The 16,019-nt window shown below is 41.0% G+C and carries 11 protein-coding genes; 3 read left to right on the forward strand and 8 right to left on the reverse strand.

The genetic code is table 11. The annotated features are described in order from the left end of the window. Positions 1-306 precede the first annotated feature (306 nt). From PSH54_RS10285 to PSH54_RS10295, 3 genes are all read left to right on the forward strand, one after another. Entirely contained in the window at positions 307-1,284 is a 978-nt protein-coding gene (locus PSH54_RS10285) for a DNA topoisomerase IB (RefSeq protein ID WP_004586201.1), read from the forward strand. Positions 1,285-1,495: 211 nt separating this feature from the next. After that, positions 1,496-2,812 (forward strand): L,D-transpeptidase family protein, encoded by a 1,317-nt coding sequence (locus tag PSH54_RS10290; protein WP_273606076.1) that lies wholly within the window; start codon positions 1,496-1,498, stop codon positions 2,810-2,812. Between the two features lie 15 nt (positions 2,813-2,827). Continuing rightward, positions 2,828-3,829 carry a D-Ala-D-Ala carboxypeptidase family metallohydrolase gene (locus tag PSH54_RS10295; protein ID WP_273606077.1) on the forward strand — a complete coding sequence of 334 codons (1,002 nt, stop codon included), beginning with the start codon at positions 2,828-2,830 and terminating at the stop codon, positions 3,827-3,829. Between the two features lie 129 nt (positions 3,830-3,958). Here PSH54_RS10295 and PSH54_RS10300 read toward each other — a convergent pair whose 3' ends face one another. The 8 genes from PSH54_RS10300 to PSH54_RS10335 form a co-directional block, all read right to left on the reverse strand. Then, positions 3,959-4,261 (reverse strand): hypothetical protein, encoded by a 303-nt coding sequence (locus PSH54_RS10300; RefSeq protein WP_004586204.1) that lies wholly within the window; start codon positions 4,259-4,261, stop codon positions 3,959-3,961. Positions 4,262-4,322: 61 nt separating this feature from the next. Further along, positions 4,323-5,687, reverse strand: a complete 1,365-nt coding sequence (pelG, locus tag PSH54_RS10305; RefSeq protein WP_024033100.1) for an exopolysaccharide Pel transporter PelG — start codon at positions 5,685-5,687, stop codon at positions 4,323-4,325. Continuing rightward, positions 5,675-7,192, reverse strand: coding sequence for a GT4 family glycosyltransferase PelF (pelF, locus tag PSH54_RS10310; protein WP_273606078.1), 1,518 nt, complete (start codon positions 7,190-7,192; stop codon positions 5,675-5,677). Before pelF ends, pelG begins: the two co-directional genes overlap by 13 nt. Then, positions 7,185-8,168, reverse strand: coding sequence for a tetratricopeptide repeat protein (locus tag PSH54_RS10315; RefSeq protein ID WP_024033098.1), 984 nt, complete (start codon positions 8,166-8,168; stop codon positions 7,185-7,187). Before PSH54_RS10315 ends, pelF begins: the two co-directional genes overlap by 8 nt. Then, the gene (locus tag PSH54_RS10320; RefSeq protein ID WP_273606079.1) at positions 8,161-9,456 is read right to left on the reverse strand and encodes a PelD GGDEF domain-containing protein; all 1,296 of its coding nucleotides are present in this window, start codon (positions 9,454-9,456) and stop codon (positions 8,161-8,163) included. The genes PSH54_RS10315 and PSH54_RS10320 overlap by 8 nt, the downstream gene beginning before the upstream one ends. Further along, positions 9,453-9,968 (reverse strand): protein PelC, encoded by a 516-nt coding sequence (locus PSH54_RS10325; protein ID WP_273606080.1) that lies wholly within the window; start codon positions 9,966-9,968, stop codon positions 9,453-9,455. The genes PSH54_RS10320 and PSH54_RS10325 overlap by 4 nt, the downstream gene beginning before the upstream one ends. Before the next feature lie 14 nt (positions 9,969-9,982). Then, complete coding sequence (locus PSH54_RS10330; protein ID WP_273606081.1) at positions 9,983-13,270, reverse strand: tetratricopeptide repeat protein; 3,288 nt, start codon at positions 13,268-13,270, stop codon at positions 9,983-9,985. Beyond that, the gene (locus PSH54_RS10335) at positions 13,270-15,978 is read right to left on the reverse strand and encodes an endo alpha-1,4 polygalactosaminidase (RefSeq protein ID WP_337946982.1); all 2,709 of its coding nucleotides are present in this window, start codon (positions 15,976-15,978) and stop codon (positions 13,270-13,272) included. Before PSH54_RS10335 ends, PSH54_RS10330 begins: the two co-directional genes overlap by 1 nt. Between the last annotated feature and the right edge of the window lie 41 nt (positions 15,979-16,019).

The raw sequence follows: 16,019 nt of genomic DNA on the forward strand, positions 1-16,019 counted from the left end.
GTTACCAGTTTTGCAATAATACTTAATCATTTGCGGGACCAAACCTAGTGTTAGCTATGTTTTCCGGGCTCAAATAGACTAATTAATTAAGCGAGTTGGTATTATTATCCGTGTATATTTTGGCCAAAATGAGCATAGCTAAACGGTACCAAAAGGTGCAGTTTATATACTTAAGCAGGTAATTAAACTAAACGGATTTTTATATTATTGTTCAATTTTTGATTATATATCAATAACGTTGTTCAGTTTAAGGTTATTTTACAGTGATACATTTATTGATGGTGGTTTAAGTTGCTAGGAGTATAAATGAAACTAATCTACGTAGATGATAATTTACCCGGTATAACCCGTAAGCGTAAAAACAAAACGTGGCTGTACTTTGACCCAATAGGAAAGCAAATCACCGATCAAAAAGTGATTGATCGTTTAAATGCGTTAGCGTTTCCGCCCGCCTACAAAAATGCTTGGTTTTGCCCTGAAGAAAATGGCCATATTTTAGCAACCGGGGTAGATAGTAAAGGTCGTAAGCAATACCGCTACCATGAAGATTTTAGAGCTCAACAAGAGGCGAAAAAATACCAAGCCTGTGGGGTGTTTGGCAATAAGCTGCCATTACTGCGCGCCCGTTTAGAAAACGATTTACAAGGGGATGAGCTCAGCGTAGAGCGCACATTAGCTGCGGTAGTTAGGCTTATGGACTTAGGTGCATTGCGGGTAGGTAACGAGCGAAATGTAAAGCAAAACAAAAGTTTTGGCGCCACAACCCTGCGCAATCGCCATGCTAAGCTTACGGGTAAAAATATACAGCTACGGTATCGGGCTAAATCGGGCAAAGAGCGCGAGGTAAACATAACCGACAGAGTGCTTAGCCATGTAATTAAAGACCTACAAGATTTACCCGGTCAGCATTTGTTTCAATATATAAGCGATGGAGAGCGCACAAACGTGACCTCTAGTGAAATTAACCAGTATATTCAACAAATAATGGGTGAGGACTTTAGCGCTAAGCACTTTAGAACCTGGCGAGCCAGTGTTATTGCCTTTAAGCAACTTGTAAAAGCAAAAGGCGCACTTAGTTTAAAAAGTATGCTCGAGAGTGTGTCTGAGCAGCTAGGTAACACGCCCGCTATTGCCCGTAAATCGTATGTTCACCCGGATTTAATTGCCTTGTGTAAAGAAGATGAACAAACTCAAACAGCGTGGCGAGAGTCGCTTTCTTTACCGCGAAAAACAAAATACTTGAGTCGTTATGAGCGTGGCTTTTTAGCCTTTTTAAAAGACTAATTGCTATAGCAACTTTACACACTACAGCAACCAAATTACATAATTGCGTAGTTGAAGTGTTTTTTAATTACCATGTAAAAGTTTAAAAAGTTATTAAATTTCAGTGTGTTGTGTTTTTGTTTTATTTTGGCACCTGCATTGCACCTTCAAATTACTGTTAAGCAGTAAGTACAAAAGCATTTATCAATGATATTTAGCGAGGAGGTACAAAGTGAAGGGGTTATTTTCAAAGGCATTGTCTACAAAGGTAAAACACATTACGTTACACGCTACGCTCGCAGGCTGCGTTAGCACCTTGCTAACAGGGCAAGCGCTAGGCAGTGCAGATCTTGAAAGTGTGGCACTTGCCAACTCTTCATTGACCACTTACAACTCGCAACAACAATTGCAAAATGGCGATTATTATTTTGATCAAAATGCATCACAGTTAATAGCGCGCACCGAAAAAGCAATTAACTGGTACACAGAAATAGTTAACAGTGGCGGGTTTACCCCTTTATACACCAATGAGTTGCTTGAACTTGGCAGCACCAGCAAGGCGGTGAGTCAGTTAGCACTGCGTTTGTATCAAGAGCGTGACTTAACCAGCAATGTATGTGACAGCGCAATGTGCACATTTGATAAAACCATAGAGCAGGCTGTGCAACAGTTTCAGCGTCGCCACGGTTTAAAGGTTGATGGGCGAGTAGGAAAGCACACCTTAGCTAAGCTTAATGTACCCGCTAAGAAAAAATTGGCTAAATTAAAGCTTAACTTTTACCGCATAACTAACTTCGCAGGCTCAAGTGATTCGCAGTATGTGTATGTAAACATACCTGAGTACACCTTGCGCTATGTAAAAGCAGGCGAAGTAAAACTACAAAATAACGTTATTGTGGGTAAGCCGAGTTGGGAAACACCTGCCTTTAGTGACGAAATCGAAAAATTTGTAGTAAACCCTGAGTGGCGCATACCAACCTCTATTGCAACCAAAGAAATAGCACCAAAGGTGGCAAAAGATCCTCAGTACCTTGCTAAAAATAATATCGAAGTTAGAAAAAACAGCTACCTAGATTCTAAAACAGTTAACCCCAGTAATATTGATTGGCAGGCTATTAAACCCTATCAATTTGATCACTTTTTAGTTAAGCGTGCAGGGGATGAAAACCCACTTGGCGAAGTGAAATATCTGTTTCCAAATCCTGAAGCCATTTATGTTCACGATACTCCAGCAAAGCAGCGTTTTAACCAAGCGCAGCGTGCGCTATCACATGGCTGTATAAGGGTTGAAGAGCCATTTTCATTGGCGCGTGAAATAATTAAGCACCAAGGTGAAGAGCGCACCCTTAAGCAAGTAGATAAAGCCAGAGATACCGATACCACTCAAACTTTTTATTTAAATGAGCCCTTACCTATTCATTTAGTGTATTGGACGGCGTGGGTTGATGAAGACATGCTCGTTAATTTTAGAGACGATATTTATCAACACGACGCAAAAGCATTACTTGAAAACGAAGATCAGTCAGTCATTGCTGCATTGATTAAATAGACTATGAGAGGAATTATGCCGTTTATACCATGTATTTTAGGCTGCATATTAGCGCTTTGCGTAAGCGTAGGTAGTTATGCCGCCGAGCCCGTGAAAAAAGCACACCCAAGCGTTGATATTCAAAATAAAGCAAATTTTGAAGATGCAGAGTTTAGCCTAAAAATTAACGACATAGTAATGCCGTATTCGGTGTTTTCTGTATTTGTGATGCCTAATGAGGCAGTTGAATTTGAAGTGCTTTACGCACAATCAAAACGACCCTATTCATTTATTAATAACCATAGCAACGCCACCTTAACGGATACAAACCGCTGGCAGTGGCAGGCGCCTAAAAAGCCTGGCTTAACACGGGTAATTATTGAATCCCCCGACAAAAAGCAACGTATGACAATTAATGTGTTTGTTAAAGTAGCTGCAGATGAAGTACAAGGTGGAAAGCTTAAATATTACCACATTGGCCATTACCCAACGCCCTCACAAATTAAAGATAGTAAGCATTACATAGTGCCCGATGGTTTTGTAAAGGTGACCCCAGAGAACGAAAATATAAAAATATCACCGCATTTTTCTCTTAAAGAATTTGTGAGTAAGCAACGAAGTAAGCACCCTAAATACTTATTTTTACAAAACAAGTTGTTACTTAAACTTGAAAAAATACGCAAAGAGCTGATTTTAGAAAACATACCGGTTAAAAATATGGTGGTAATGAGCGGTTACCGCACCCCTTATTACAACAAAGCCATTGGTAACGTAAAGCTTAGCCGCCATGTGTTTGGCGATGCTGCCGATATATTTATAGATAACGATGGCGACTACCGTATGGATGATATAAACAACGACGGCAAGCACTCTATTGGCGATGCACAAGCTATGGCTAGCATAGTGGAGTCGCTCGCTAAGCGAGAATCATTTAAAGGTTTACTTGGCGGTTTAGGTGTTTACGGGCCAAAATCGCATCGCGGTGCATTTATACATGTTGATACGCGTGGTTTTAAAGCGCGCTGGGTGAGTAAGTAATTGCAGCTGCATCATCATTTAGTATAAAGCTAAACTAGTTATGTCTAACTATGCTAAAGATTAGCTAAGCCAAGTAAGGGGAGTTTTCTTGGCTTTTTATACTCTTTGTTTTGGCAGCATTTTATATACTTACTGAGCTAGCCTTTTTTGTTTAAGGCTGAGGCGCTTATGTGAGCTATAAACATGATGTATATCATCGGCTTTAACAAGGTATGCATCAATTTCTACAGAAATCAGTCCTGATAATGGTTTTATTTCTAGTGTGCCAATATCCTCAAGGTTTGCAGATAACAAAGCTTTGTTGCCAAAGGCAAAAAGCGTTTTATTACACTCGCGCAAGTCACCATTTACATATAACTTAATGCCACCAAACCAATAATTAATTATTTTAATTTTGTTTGATTTGACCGTGAATTCAAACGACTTTCTCATTCAGAGATCCTATTATAAAAAGCGTGGAATATCAGGCTAATTTTATACGAAAACCGTTATGCTACTGCAGCATAAAAGTTTCGTACTCAAGCTCTTCAAATTGTTTTGATAGCCAATAAAGACCAATTACAGATGTAATTATGGTCGAGAGCGCAAAACCGTAACCATAAAACTGTGGCCCTAATGCAATTGAGGCAATCGTAAATACGATATTGATAAACAAAAACAGCCCAGATAAAAATAATACGGTGGCACGCTTATCTAAGTAAAATAAAATATTTAAGATAGACAAAAATATAACCTGTACACCTACACCCACCACATCAATAAACAGCAGTGTTTTATAGTTAGGGTCTATGCCTATAAAGGTCAGTATTTGCTCACCCCACAGTAATAAGCACGCAACGGTTATACCTTGGATTTTAAATATATCGTAAAGGCCGCCTTGCGCTGTTTGCACCATTTTATCTTTTAGGTAAAAAATTTCTTCAAGCGATGAGCCACCTCTAATGGCGGTATAAAAACGGTCGTATTGTTCTACAAAGTCGGTTTCCATTCTGACTAAAAATACCGCCATTCCTGGAATAATGGTTAAATAGGCTAAAAATATAGGCAAGTCGTAAATAGGGCTTGCTCTTAATGTGCCTATAATTTGAATAGAGGTAGCGGGGGAGTACCAAAAAATAATTTTATCGGCCCACACGCCTATGTTGTAAAAAAGCCCACAAAAAAATAGGCTGTAATACACTTTTTTATTGTTTAAAAAATCAAAACTAATGAGTTTACCGCCAGGGTAGCGACGAATAATCATAAACAAAAAGCTAAAAAAGAGCAGCGCTTCACCGGCAAAAAAAGCAAAAAACAACCCGTCTATTTGCCAGTCGCGCAGTAAAAATGCCAGTAACACCATAAAGCTGTAACCGCTTAACATGGTTACTAAAATAAGCCGGTACTCCTTCATTCCCGACAAAAATATAGCGCCAAGCCATTGGTTACATAAGCTTACAAACGCCCCTAATATTATTATTTTAGTCACAACAGGTAGCGGTAGTATTGGCCATACAGCTAAGCCGATCAGTAATGCGGCAAGGGTGGTAACAAGCTGCGCGCCAAGTAAATTAGGCAGTACCTGCTCGTCCTTTTTTTGAAAAAACAGATCGGCAACAAAACGCGTTAATAATAGCTGCAGACCGCCGGTTAATATAAGGGACGCTGCCATCATATACGTAATAAGCGTTAAAAACTGAATAATTAATACTTTTGGCAGCACGACACCTAGGCTTAAAATACCAATTAGCATGAGCGCAATGATAGAAAGCAGCCAAGGGCCTGAGCCTATTAATCCCGCATAACCGTATGCTTCAAAAACAGAGAGTAGGGTGTTTTTTTTGAGAATTTTACGTATCTCAAAACCTATTCCGGCCATGCGATTGTATCCTTGTAAAGTTTATCGTAGCGGGCAAACATATGGCTCTCGTCGTAGTATGTTTTAACGCGATTGAGGCCGCTTTGTTGGTACTGATACCATGTTTGCTCATTTTCCAATAGGGTGATTATTTGCTGTGCGGTTTCGCTGGGTGAGGCAATAGAAACTACTTCGCCAGCTTTACCAAGGGCCCTATCTTCCTCGCTTGCCCCTTCTATTATTTCTCGGCACGAGCCCACGTCACTTGCAAGTACAGGTACGCCTGCTGCCATTGCTTCAAGCAGCACTAATGGTTGAGCTTCAGAAATTGAAGTCAACGCAACAATACCTAGCTTAGGGAGTATTTCGACGATGTTTCTCATGCCGGTAAACGTAATGTTTTTGTCTAAATCTAGGCTGCTTACTAGTAGCTGGCACTCTTTATAATACTGTGGGTCTTCCTCAAAAGGGCCTATGATCCAGCCTTCTATCTCTGGCAGCTCGGCTTGGACCTCTTTAATGGCACGAATAAAGGTTTTAATATCTTTAATTGGCACTACACGGCCAATTAACCCAACCACCATAGGGACCGATTTAGGTCTTGCGTTAAGGGCATCAGCAAAGCGTTTTGTTTTTATACCATTAGGCACTACCGAGGCTTTACTTTCGCTGGCTCCATCTTTAATTTGCCTTTGTCTATTCCCTTCATAAAGCGAGATGATTTTGTCGGCTTGATGATAAGTAGTGCGGCCAATTTGCTCAAAAAAGCTGATCCACATTCGGCGAATAAAGCCCATTTCAGTATTTAGGTTTTTACCTAGGCTTTGTTCAGACTCTTTTATCCAGCTGGCCTGTATTAAATCTATTTTACGCTCTTTAGTGTAAATACCGTGCTCGGTAAGCAAAAATGGCGTGTTGTGTATAACGCTTGCACCTGCGCCCAATATGCCAGCATAGCCTGTCGAAATAGAATGAATAAGTTTAACATCGGGGAGTGAACGGGCTATTTCGGCTATTTTAAACAGTGGTTTATACAAATTTCTGTACGACCAAAAAAAGTCGATAAATGACGATTCATCGCAATAGGTTAAATAATAGTTTGCCAGCACCTGCCACGACGACTCGCTGTATAAAAAATCGGCTTCGTTGATACCGTCTTTTTTAGCTAGATTTTCAAAGGCAAACTTTACCAACTCCGTCGGTATTGGGTCTTTACAGTCACGGAAATACCCTTGTAATAGCTGCCAAAAATCAAACAGTTCTTTTTTATATTTAACGCCATGTTTCGCTTTTATTTTTGTACTGTGTTGCGTAACTAAATAATGCACATGCAGCTTAGTTACGTTACTTGGTAGCGTGTACTGAATGTCGCCGTAGTGTTCGGGTGCGCCACCGACAAACACTAATTCAAAGTTATAGTGAGGCAGGCCTTCTATAATTTGGTGTACCCAGCTCGATACGCCGCCCCGTACATAAGGGTAAGTGCCTTCAAGTAAGAGTAAAATGTCGGCTTTTTTTTCACTCATGCCAATACTCCTGTAAATGGCGTAACTCAGAGCCTTTAGGCTGTAGTGCTAGCTCTTCAAGATAGCGCTGACAGTCTGTGTAATTGTGTAATCCAAAGGCGACTTCGGCTTTATAAGGTAATACGTGGCGTCTGGCCATGCCTAATTGCGTGGCTAAATTTAAGCTTTGCTGCGCCTCATTTAATTTACCGAGCGCAAGTTGAATTCGCCCTAAAAACACATAGCTTGCTGGCTGCGGGTTAAACTTTATACTTGTTAAGGTTAGTGCTTCTGCTTTTTCTAGTACGTACTTTTTTAGTGCGCCTTGTGCTAAGCCTAAGTAACTAAGCTCCCAATAAAGCTCGGCTTGTTGGCGTTGCAGATTGCTCAATTTAGGTTGTTGCGTGGTATTGGCTATAGCGTGCTGGCATTGGCTTATTTTTTCGTTCAGTTTAGTTTCTTTGCTATCAAGAGTTGAATAGGCAAGTAAGCGAATATCATCTTCTAAGTCTTTTAAAGCCAGTTTGAGTATAGGAATAGCTTGGGCATCGCTCATGTGCCGTGCAGCCATTACTGCACTTAGGCGTTTATTTGGCTCACTGGCGTGTTTTAAAATAGCTTTTAGTCCACCCATTGAGTAAATAGGCGTTGCTGAAACACTTCTTGCTTCAAAAGGCAGGGCAGGAACCTTGTGCTCTACAATATCAATGTCGTTGTTTTTAAGCGGTTTACTAAGGGCAAAAGTAATGGCAAATACCACCCCTAAAATACCAAATACAGGCAAGGTAAATAGCAGTAAAAATAACAGTGCCGAACCACTTTTTAAGGTGGTTTTGTATTTGTTAGGAATAAATGCATGGCTTACAAAGGTAAAGCACAGGCAAGCAATGCCATGTAATAAAACAATCAACAGCCAGTTAGGCGCATCTAAAATATGCGCAAAAGCAAAGTATTCACATAAACAGCCAATAAAAGCGGCAACGATAATTTTAATCATGGGATGCAACTAACTTAGCGATGTGTTCGCTGCTTATAGGCAATGCCATTTGTTCTTCTATTTTAATTTGCAGTTGCTCAACGGTTTTACCAAAGTGCTCGATACACCAAGTATTAATACGCGATATAAAGCCACTTTTGTCCAGTTCACTTGCCATTGGCATAAGCAGTAAAAGTGTGTGGTTGTCACTATCGTAAAGATAAATATCTAGACCTCTGCGAGCTTCACTTAAATACTCTAATAATTGGCGCGACTCTTCACTTGTTTGCATTGCTTTGAGTTTAAGCAGCTGCGAGGGAATATTATAGCGTTTAGCTTCTTTGTTCGCCCTGCGTAGTTGCCTTACAAAATAAGGGGTTTCTTGTGGGGTCATTACTGGGTTGGTAATTTCATGATGCAGCAAATCGCCAATGTTACCGGCCATAACGGCTAGCAAAGTAAGTGTGGTGTTTTTAAGGGCAAAAAATTGAATGCTTTGTACTAAAATTACCCCGTAAATAGTGTTATTAATATCAACCAGTGGGATAGCAATATGGTATTGGCTAAATTTATTTTTAACCTCTTTAACAGAGACCAGCTCGCGCTCTTCAAACATGGCTTTAATAAGGGGGTCTTCCCTATTTAGCTCGCCCATAGCACCTATGCTTGCTAATGGCTGCTCTATTATGGTGTGGTTTTCTACTTTATAAAGCGCTGCTTTTTCAAGTGAGCCATATTCAACAAATAAGTTTAAAATGCTATTTGCCGCACTGTCTAAGCGTCTTTGTGTTAGTTGCCCTATAACGGCCCGTACCGCTTGGAGCGATTCGCGCAGGCTAAGAGTATGACCTGCTAACATTTGCTCAATCCGGTCGTGGGATGAGTTTATTAAATGGTATTGGCGGGTAAAGGTTTCTAATCGGTTAGTTACATACTCAAGCTCAATACTTTGCTGCTGATTAGTGCGCTCCCATACATCTCTGAATTCGCCAGCAATCATAATTACAATTAAATAACCAATCATGGCGTTAATATTAAATTCGTTAGGTTGCGCTAATACTTCGCTTTTGCTTAACAGCAATTGCCCGGCTAATAAACATAATATGCTTATAAAGCCTTTTGAAAAACCATAGCGCAAAGCCACTAATAGCGGCCCAAGTACGGGCCACGAAAACCCATTTTCCGTCCAAAAGGGGTCTTCGGCGTTAAATATAACCGGCAGCACAATTGCAAGCGCGGTAAATACAATTACCTCAGCCCAAATTTGTAGCTCAGGGACCTCTCTTGGTCGAAAAAAATGTGTTTTCACTCACTAACCTCAATGTACGAAATTAAATCGGCGATGACATCTTGTGCTGTCGCGGCAATACTGTCGCGGCCCCAACCACTTTTTGCGATAGTGCCTGTCCAAAGTGGGGTTGTTTGACCTTTAGCCGTTAAGTTAAGTGTAAGTGCGACTACCGGCTCGCCGTCTAGACCCGCTTTATAACGCCATTCTTCTATGCTACCTGATAACACATAGTCTGTTTGCTGTGTGCTTAACCACTGCATGGCGTTATCAAGACGGTATTGATCGTCAAGTGGCGGAAGGTCTTTAGAGTTACTGCGCGGTGCACGTAATAACGTAGGAAGCTTATTTTGCTGCCAAATACTCGCAAGTATATCTTCTGCACGTTCACCGGCTAAGGGGGTTTGCGCATGATTTACCAAAGGCATTAAAGCCACGGTAGTTGATGGTCCTAGCTCTACATCATCAGCCACACGGCTGGTGGTACATGCACTGAGCACTAATACCAAACACGGTATGATTAAACGAAACATATTCTCTCCTAACATTAAAAATGTACGTAATAGCCTAATTGTAATTGTGTATCTGAGTTACCCACTTTATTACTACTTTGATAACCCAGCTGTAATTTAAATAAATCATCCCCTAGCACTGACCAGCCCGCACCACTTGTTACTGAAATGTCGAGAGTGTCGTTTAACGTTTGATAACCCGTACTGATGTCGAATAACCACGAGGGGCTTTCGCCTAAATAAGGGGGGGCTAAGTTCGAGTTTGACGAAAGCGAAGTGCCCAGAGCAAAGCGCCTAAAAGGTTGTATATCAATAAGCAGCGGTCGGGCTCTTTGATCTATGCCTAAAGGGGCTAATGTGCGTTCAAAGTCTTGCCATTGAGCACTAAAATAAGTACTCCAAATAGGGCGGTCTTTTAAAATAGTGTATTGATAGCGGGCGTTATATTCTTGACCGCTGACAAGCGTTGAGCTATCACTGCGGCGCTTAAATGCCATGGCGGCTGCCGAGAACTGCATGTTTTGACGCCCATCAATAGCGTAATTTATATAAGCCGTGGTTTTATTTAATTTGGCAAAGCTAAGTAAGGTTTCTGATTGGCGGTTTTCAACGTTGTGCTCAAGTTTTACGCCTACCTGCGTGCGCGAGTCCCACTGGTAACGCGCATCTAGACTCAAGCCTTGGCGGCTCATTAAATTGCCCTGATGAGAGTCTACTTTTGCATCAAAGTACCAACGACCCCATGTCATTTTATCTTCTATGGCAAACAGTAACCCGTTGTTATTTAAGTTTTGTTGATTGCTAATGCTAAGTTTCCATTGCCCTTTAGCATATGGAAAATAAACATTTACATCGTACTGGCTGGTATTTAAACCGGCCTCAGGGGATAGATTGATCTCTAATGCTCTAAAGTAGCTGGTGCGGGCGTTACGTAATAAAGACGTTTCGGCTTGTGTTGGCTCGTGTGTTAACTCCTCATACCAACGCTGCATAGTTGCATAAGGCTGCCTTAAATAGAGCAAAGCACTTAGCTCATCTATTTTGCCTAATGTTTGCGTATTTACCAGTGCCTTTACTTTATTAAACTCGCCGTTGCTCATAGCTAATTGTAGCTTTTGCCATGGCTCAAGTTTTTGTGCTGCGCGTCTGGCTAACCACCAGTTGGCGGTTGCGTTGTTTATAGCCTCAGGCGCTATGTCATCTAAGCTGCTAAATTGGCGTAAGTGGGGCACGGCCATTGCGCCGGCCCATTGGATCATTAAACCTCGGTATGCGTATTTGTCTTTTGGTAAATGGTTTAATAAATAATGTTTAAGTTCGCTGGCATTAGCGTAGTAGCCTAACTGGTTCATAACATCGGCTAAATTTACTAAAGTAGTTAAATCTCGAGGGTTACTAATGGCTAATTGGCGCAGATAAAAATAAGCACTATTAAAGGCTTTTTGATGAATAGATAAACTCGCCAGTAATTGTGCCCACTCTCGGCTGGGTTCATTGCTTGAGTAGTTAGCTAAAATACGCTTAATCATAATGGTGTCGTGCATTTGCAATGCAAGCCAGCCTTGCGCTAGTACCACATCGGGATTGTATTCACTTAGTTTTGCTGCGCGGTTAAGTGTTGTGTATGCGTAATTTAAGTCACTTTGATTTTGGTACCAGTTTGATAATATTAACCATGCAGGGTAAAGCGCTTTATTATAACGTTGTTTTTCAAGAGCCTGATGAGCACGAGTAACGTGTTCTTCATCGCCAATTTGCGTGCTTAATAAGGTAATTTGGATTAACTGTCTATCAGTGAGTGCGGTTTGTTGCCATAGGTAATTTAATAACCCTTGTGGGTTGTCGGCAAATTTTAGCTGCTGATAATGCAGCATATCACCTACACTCAGTGGGCTAATGTTTTTTAATTGCTCTAAAGCGTACAGCTCTTCTTTTTTATCATTTACACGCAAAGCCATATCAACGCGGGCGCCCCAAAACTCATCATCGTTACTACGTGCTTTTTGTTTTAAAATGGCCAAAGCGGTTGTAAAGTCATCGTTTAACCAATGCGCTCTTGCAAGCCAAAGTAAGTCTTCTTCGTTTTTCGGCCCTGCGTAGTGAGGCCACAAGGCTCTCAGCCCAGCTAAATTACCGGTATCGTGTAACACCTTGGCTTTCCAATATTGTGAAAGAGGTGTTTTTCCGTTTATTTGCTCATAGCGCTCAATATGATTAAGCTCTTGTTTTGCGTTACCAATAAATTCGTTGGTTTGCATCCAATTTGCAAATCCGTTGTCTTTAAGCTGTCGGTTTTGCGCTTTATATTCGTAAATGTCGTTGGCATCTTGATATAAGTACAAGGCATTCGCATCATTAATGCTGTCGGTCAGCATAGCTACATCAACGGCTTTATGGGCCATTAACCATTTAAATTCTTTAAGCGCCTGTTTAGGCTTATTTTGCCAGCGCATAATTTTCCAATTTAAAAGCCTCAGCGCTTTATCATTGGGTGTTTTAAGTAATAACTTTGCGATTAATTGTTCAGCTGCGTTTGCATTGCCATTGGCTAAGTTTAAATGCATGGCTTTGGTTAAATATTCGCTGTTATTAGGCTGAGTTTTTAATAATTTTTCTACTGCTTTTAAGGCTTCTTTATTATCACCCGCTAAGCTTGCAAAATATAATGTACGCTCGGTATTAGCGGTATCACCGTATTTTTTCCACCATGTGTAAGCTTGTTTTGGATTGTTAGCACCCAGTGCGGTTTCAATGGCTTTTTGGGCTACATCGGCATTAATGTGGGTTTTATAAATAGCGAGCGCTTTGCCAGGCTCACCTGCGCCTAACCAAAAATCAGCGGCTAATAATGGCTGTGCGTGTTGCTCATAATATTGCGCTACGTTTGCATTGAGCCCCGTGGCTTTAGCTATATTTAATAACTGGTTATCCCAGTGTTTAAATGCCGCAAGTTTAAGTGTTAGTTCTTCAAAACGGTCATCTTTATTTGCGCCACTATCAACCCACAATGCGTATAAAAGTTTTATTTCTAATTCAGTTTTTGTATCGCTCTTAGGGAGTTTTTCAAGCTCGTTAGTCGCTTGCGAATACTCATTTAAGCCCAGGTGAATGGCTATTTTTTTGGCGCGTAGTTTTTCATTATTAGGATCGCTACTTAATGCGGCATTTAAGTAGGTTTTTTCAAAAGTATAATCTTGCGATAGCGAGTCATCTTCAAAAAATAAGGTGTGCGGAAACAGCGCGTAAAGTGAAAAGCAACTAACCGCTAATATAATTAAAATGGTTTTAACTGATACTAAGTGAGGGCGCTTTTTGTTATTCATTATTGAGCCCTTTTTGCGCAGTTTAAATAGCCATAAAATTCGCCAGCAGGTAATGTAAACTGCGTTGTATTGCCAAAGGTTTTTCCGCTAAAGCGCTTTCCCATATGCGAAATGAATTGACAATTGCGAGCATTTTTAAGCTCAATTTTAGCCTCAATCCACGCTTTAAAGCTGACAGGGCCGTTTACCTGCCAATTACTAAACGCGACATTAGCAGAGAGTAAATAAGGTTGGTTATCTGGCGTTGTATGATCAAAGTTAATTGTGGCTATTTCATCGCCTACGTGAATATAGTTTCCTTGCGCGGTTACCCCTAAAATACCCTGGCTGTTAGTCATATTGGGCACATCAAAAATATCAGGCAAGCGCAGCGTTTTTATATATTTAGAACTAAATAGCCATTCGCCGCGCGTATTTTTAGCAAGCGCAGAAAAATAAAAGTCTTTGGCAATGCGTGCATATTGACTTAAATGCACCGGGGTATTTTCTCTGGCTAATACGTAATCAATATTGTAATGCAGCGCATCAAGCCCTGCTGGCACTTCGCCAGAGTAAAAATGAAAGTAAATTGTGTAAGGCTTTAACCTGTATGGTTTTTCGGTTATTTCAAATGTTTCTACTAAGCGTTTAAAACCATAGTAAGGGCCGTGCCATAAATTGGTGTAAACATTTTCGTTTAAAATGGGCGCGTATATTTGATACAGCAAATCTCGCTCAGGACGGCCAATAGGTGATATATGCGACAAGCTTGGATTGTCGGCATTTACGTCGGTATTTCCTCCATTAACGTTAACTACACCGGCATCGCGCGCAAGTTCGAGGGCTTTTGGGCCTGGGGTTGCATCACCTGACCATAGCATCATCACTGTTTTTTTATTTTTTGGTGCGAGTCGCTCATTAATGTAATTTACTGAGCCCGTTATTTCTTTATTTAAATCGATGGCGTCATATCCGGGTACATCTAAATGAAACCCGTAGTCGGTGTCGTCTTTATTTATTTCTTTTCTACCTGATAAGGCTGTCCAGAAATAGGGGTGGCTGTAAGTGTGTGACGCGACTTCGACATAAGGAAGCGCAAAAATTTCTTTGGCTATTTTTTCAAGCTTTGGGCTGTCAGCGCCATGCAACCCGTTAGGCTCAATATCGGCTTGGATAATTGAGGAGGTCAGTGGTAGCTTGTATTTTTTTATAACTTCATCGCGCACAACTTCTGCTGCGTAAGGTTTACCTGCAAAGTGTGCAATGCTCGTAAAGCCGTCGCCATCAATATGAAGTGTTAGCATACGCCGACCGCTTAATGTAGTTGTATCTGGGGCTAGTATAGGCGCAAGCCCCATTGCCTTAGTTAACACGGCTTTGGGGTCTACAACCCAGTTACTGCCCTCCATAGGCAGTGTATCTATAAGCCAAGGTGCAGCGATAAGTGAGCCGTACTTAGTTTTACTTCCTTGGGTTAGGGTGGTGCCATCTTCAGCGTGTATTGATATTAATGATTGCGCATTCTCTGCAAGCGTTAATAAATAGGGCTTTACAATAGCGGGCGCAGTGGTTGACTCACCTTTGAGCCAAGATGCCATAGCCGCGAGTTTATAAGGCCCATTTGAAGGCAAATTAAAAGGCTCGACTCCTAAGCTTTCAAGTAACTTATTAGAAGGAGGGAGCTCGCCAAGTACCAGTTGTGGTACCACGCCTAAGTTACTTTCGAGCCACTCAATAACCTGTGCATTATAAAATTGATCGCTCGTCGTCCAAGAGATAATGCCTGCATGGAGACTGGTATCTACTTTAGGTAAAGGCGTGTTAGCCATGTCTATGTAATCAGGTATGTAGCCTAAATACTCAATCATTGTGGCAAGCTTTAAGTGAACTGTGGTGTATATAAGTGGCTTTACATTACTGTTGTATGGAATAAGTATGCGCCTAGGCACAGGCCGTATATTTGATGTCCCCCAAGTTTGAAGGTGCCCATCAGTAACCCAAGGAGCATAACCTTGGGCAATAATTTGTTTAGCCATCGCAAGGCGCTGCTGTTGTTTAGCGTAATCAATTACCTGTACGTTAAAGCCCAGTGATTGTGCTTTATGAAGCTTTTCATTTAGCCAAGCTTGATCGTTCTCAGTGGTAAGTTTGTAGCTGTTATCTACTGGATTAAAGTGGCTAAATAGCCCCTCGGCAACTAAATCAGAGGCGTAATCGTTAAGCTGTGGCAGTAGCTCAAACCCTCTGTTTAAAATTAAGTGTTTGTTAAATGTACTCGACAAACCTTTAATTATATTCACAAGCCCCACTTGTTGAGCCGCTTTATCGTAATCGGGTTTTAATAATTGGTAGCTGTCGAGCGTATCTAAAAATAAACCGTTAAAGCCTCGTTGTTGTAATTCACGTGCTTGTTTTTGCAGGTGTTGTTGCCAGTGCTCAGCGGTTAAATCAGCAATATGGCTATTCCAGTGTGGATTTTTTGCTACTGAGGATTCATTTTCAGTAAACGATTCTCCAACACTCAAATAAGCGTATACGCTAATGTTGCGCTCTTTAAGCCAATTAAGTTCGTGTGGAGTGATGCTTTGCGGCTGCACAACAACCCGTGAATAAAAGGTCATTTCAGCCAGCGGCATGGGGGATGAGTAATAAAAGGCAATGCTCTTGTTAGCAGGTTGAGCGCACACGTTTAAACAAATCAACAACGTTAGATATAAGAAGTACTTCATTATTATTTTTAAAAACCACAGCCTAAGTTAACGTTGAACAT

It is taken from the genome of Pseudoalteromonas sp. Angola-30, assembly GCF_028599215.1.
Classification (GTDB): Bacteria; Pseudomonadota; Gammaproteobacteria; order Enterobacterales; family Alteromonadaceae; genus Pseudoalteromonas; species Pseudoalteromonas atlantica.

Bases quoted from the DNA above. Each gene is read 5' to 3' on its own strand.
- pelG (WP_024033100.1), bottom strand. From the start codon at position 5,687: ATGGCCGGAATAGGTTTTGAGATACGTAAAATTCTCAAAAAAAACACC.
- PSH54_RS10295 (WP_273606077.1), top strand. From the start codon at position 2,828: ATGCCGTTTATACCATGTATTTTAGGCTGCATATTAGCGCTTTGCGTA.
- PSH54_RS10330 (WP_273606081.1), bottom strand. From the start codon at position 13,270: ATGAATAACAAAAAGCGCCCTCACTTAGTATCAGTTAAAACCATTTTA.
- PSH54_RS10335 (WP_337946982.1), bottom strand. From the start codon at position 15,978: ATGAAGTACTTCTTATATCTAACGTTGTTGATTTGTTTAAACGTGTGC.
- PSH54_RS10325 (WP_273606080.1), bottom strand. From the start codon at position 9,968: ATGTTTCGTTTAATCATACCGTGTTTGGTATTAGTGCTCAGTGCATGT.
- pelF (WP_273606078.1), bottom strand. From the start codon at position 7,192: ATGAGTGAAAAAAAAGCCGACATTTTACTCTTACTTGAAGGCACTTAC.
- PSH54_RS10285 (WP_004586201.1), top strand. From the start codon at position 307: ATGAAACTAATCTACGTAGATGATAATTTACCCGGTATAACCCGTAAG.
- PSH54_RS10315 (WP_024033098.1), bottom strand. From the start codon at position 8,168: ATGATTAAAATTATCGTTGCCGCTTTTATTGGCTGTTTATGTGAATAC.
- PSH54_RS10300 (WP_004586204.1), bottom strand. From the start codon at position 4,261: ATGAGAAAGTCGTTTGAATTCACGGTCAAATCAAACAAAATTAAAATA.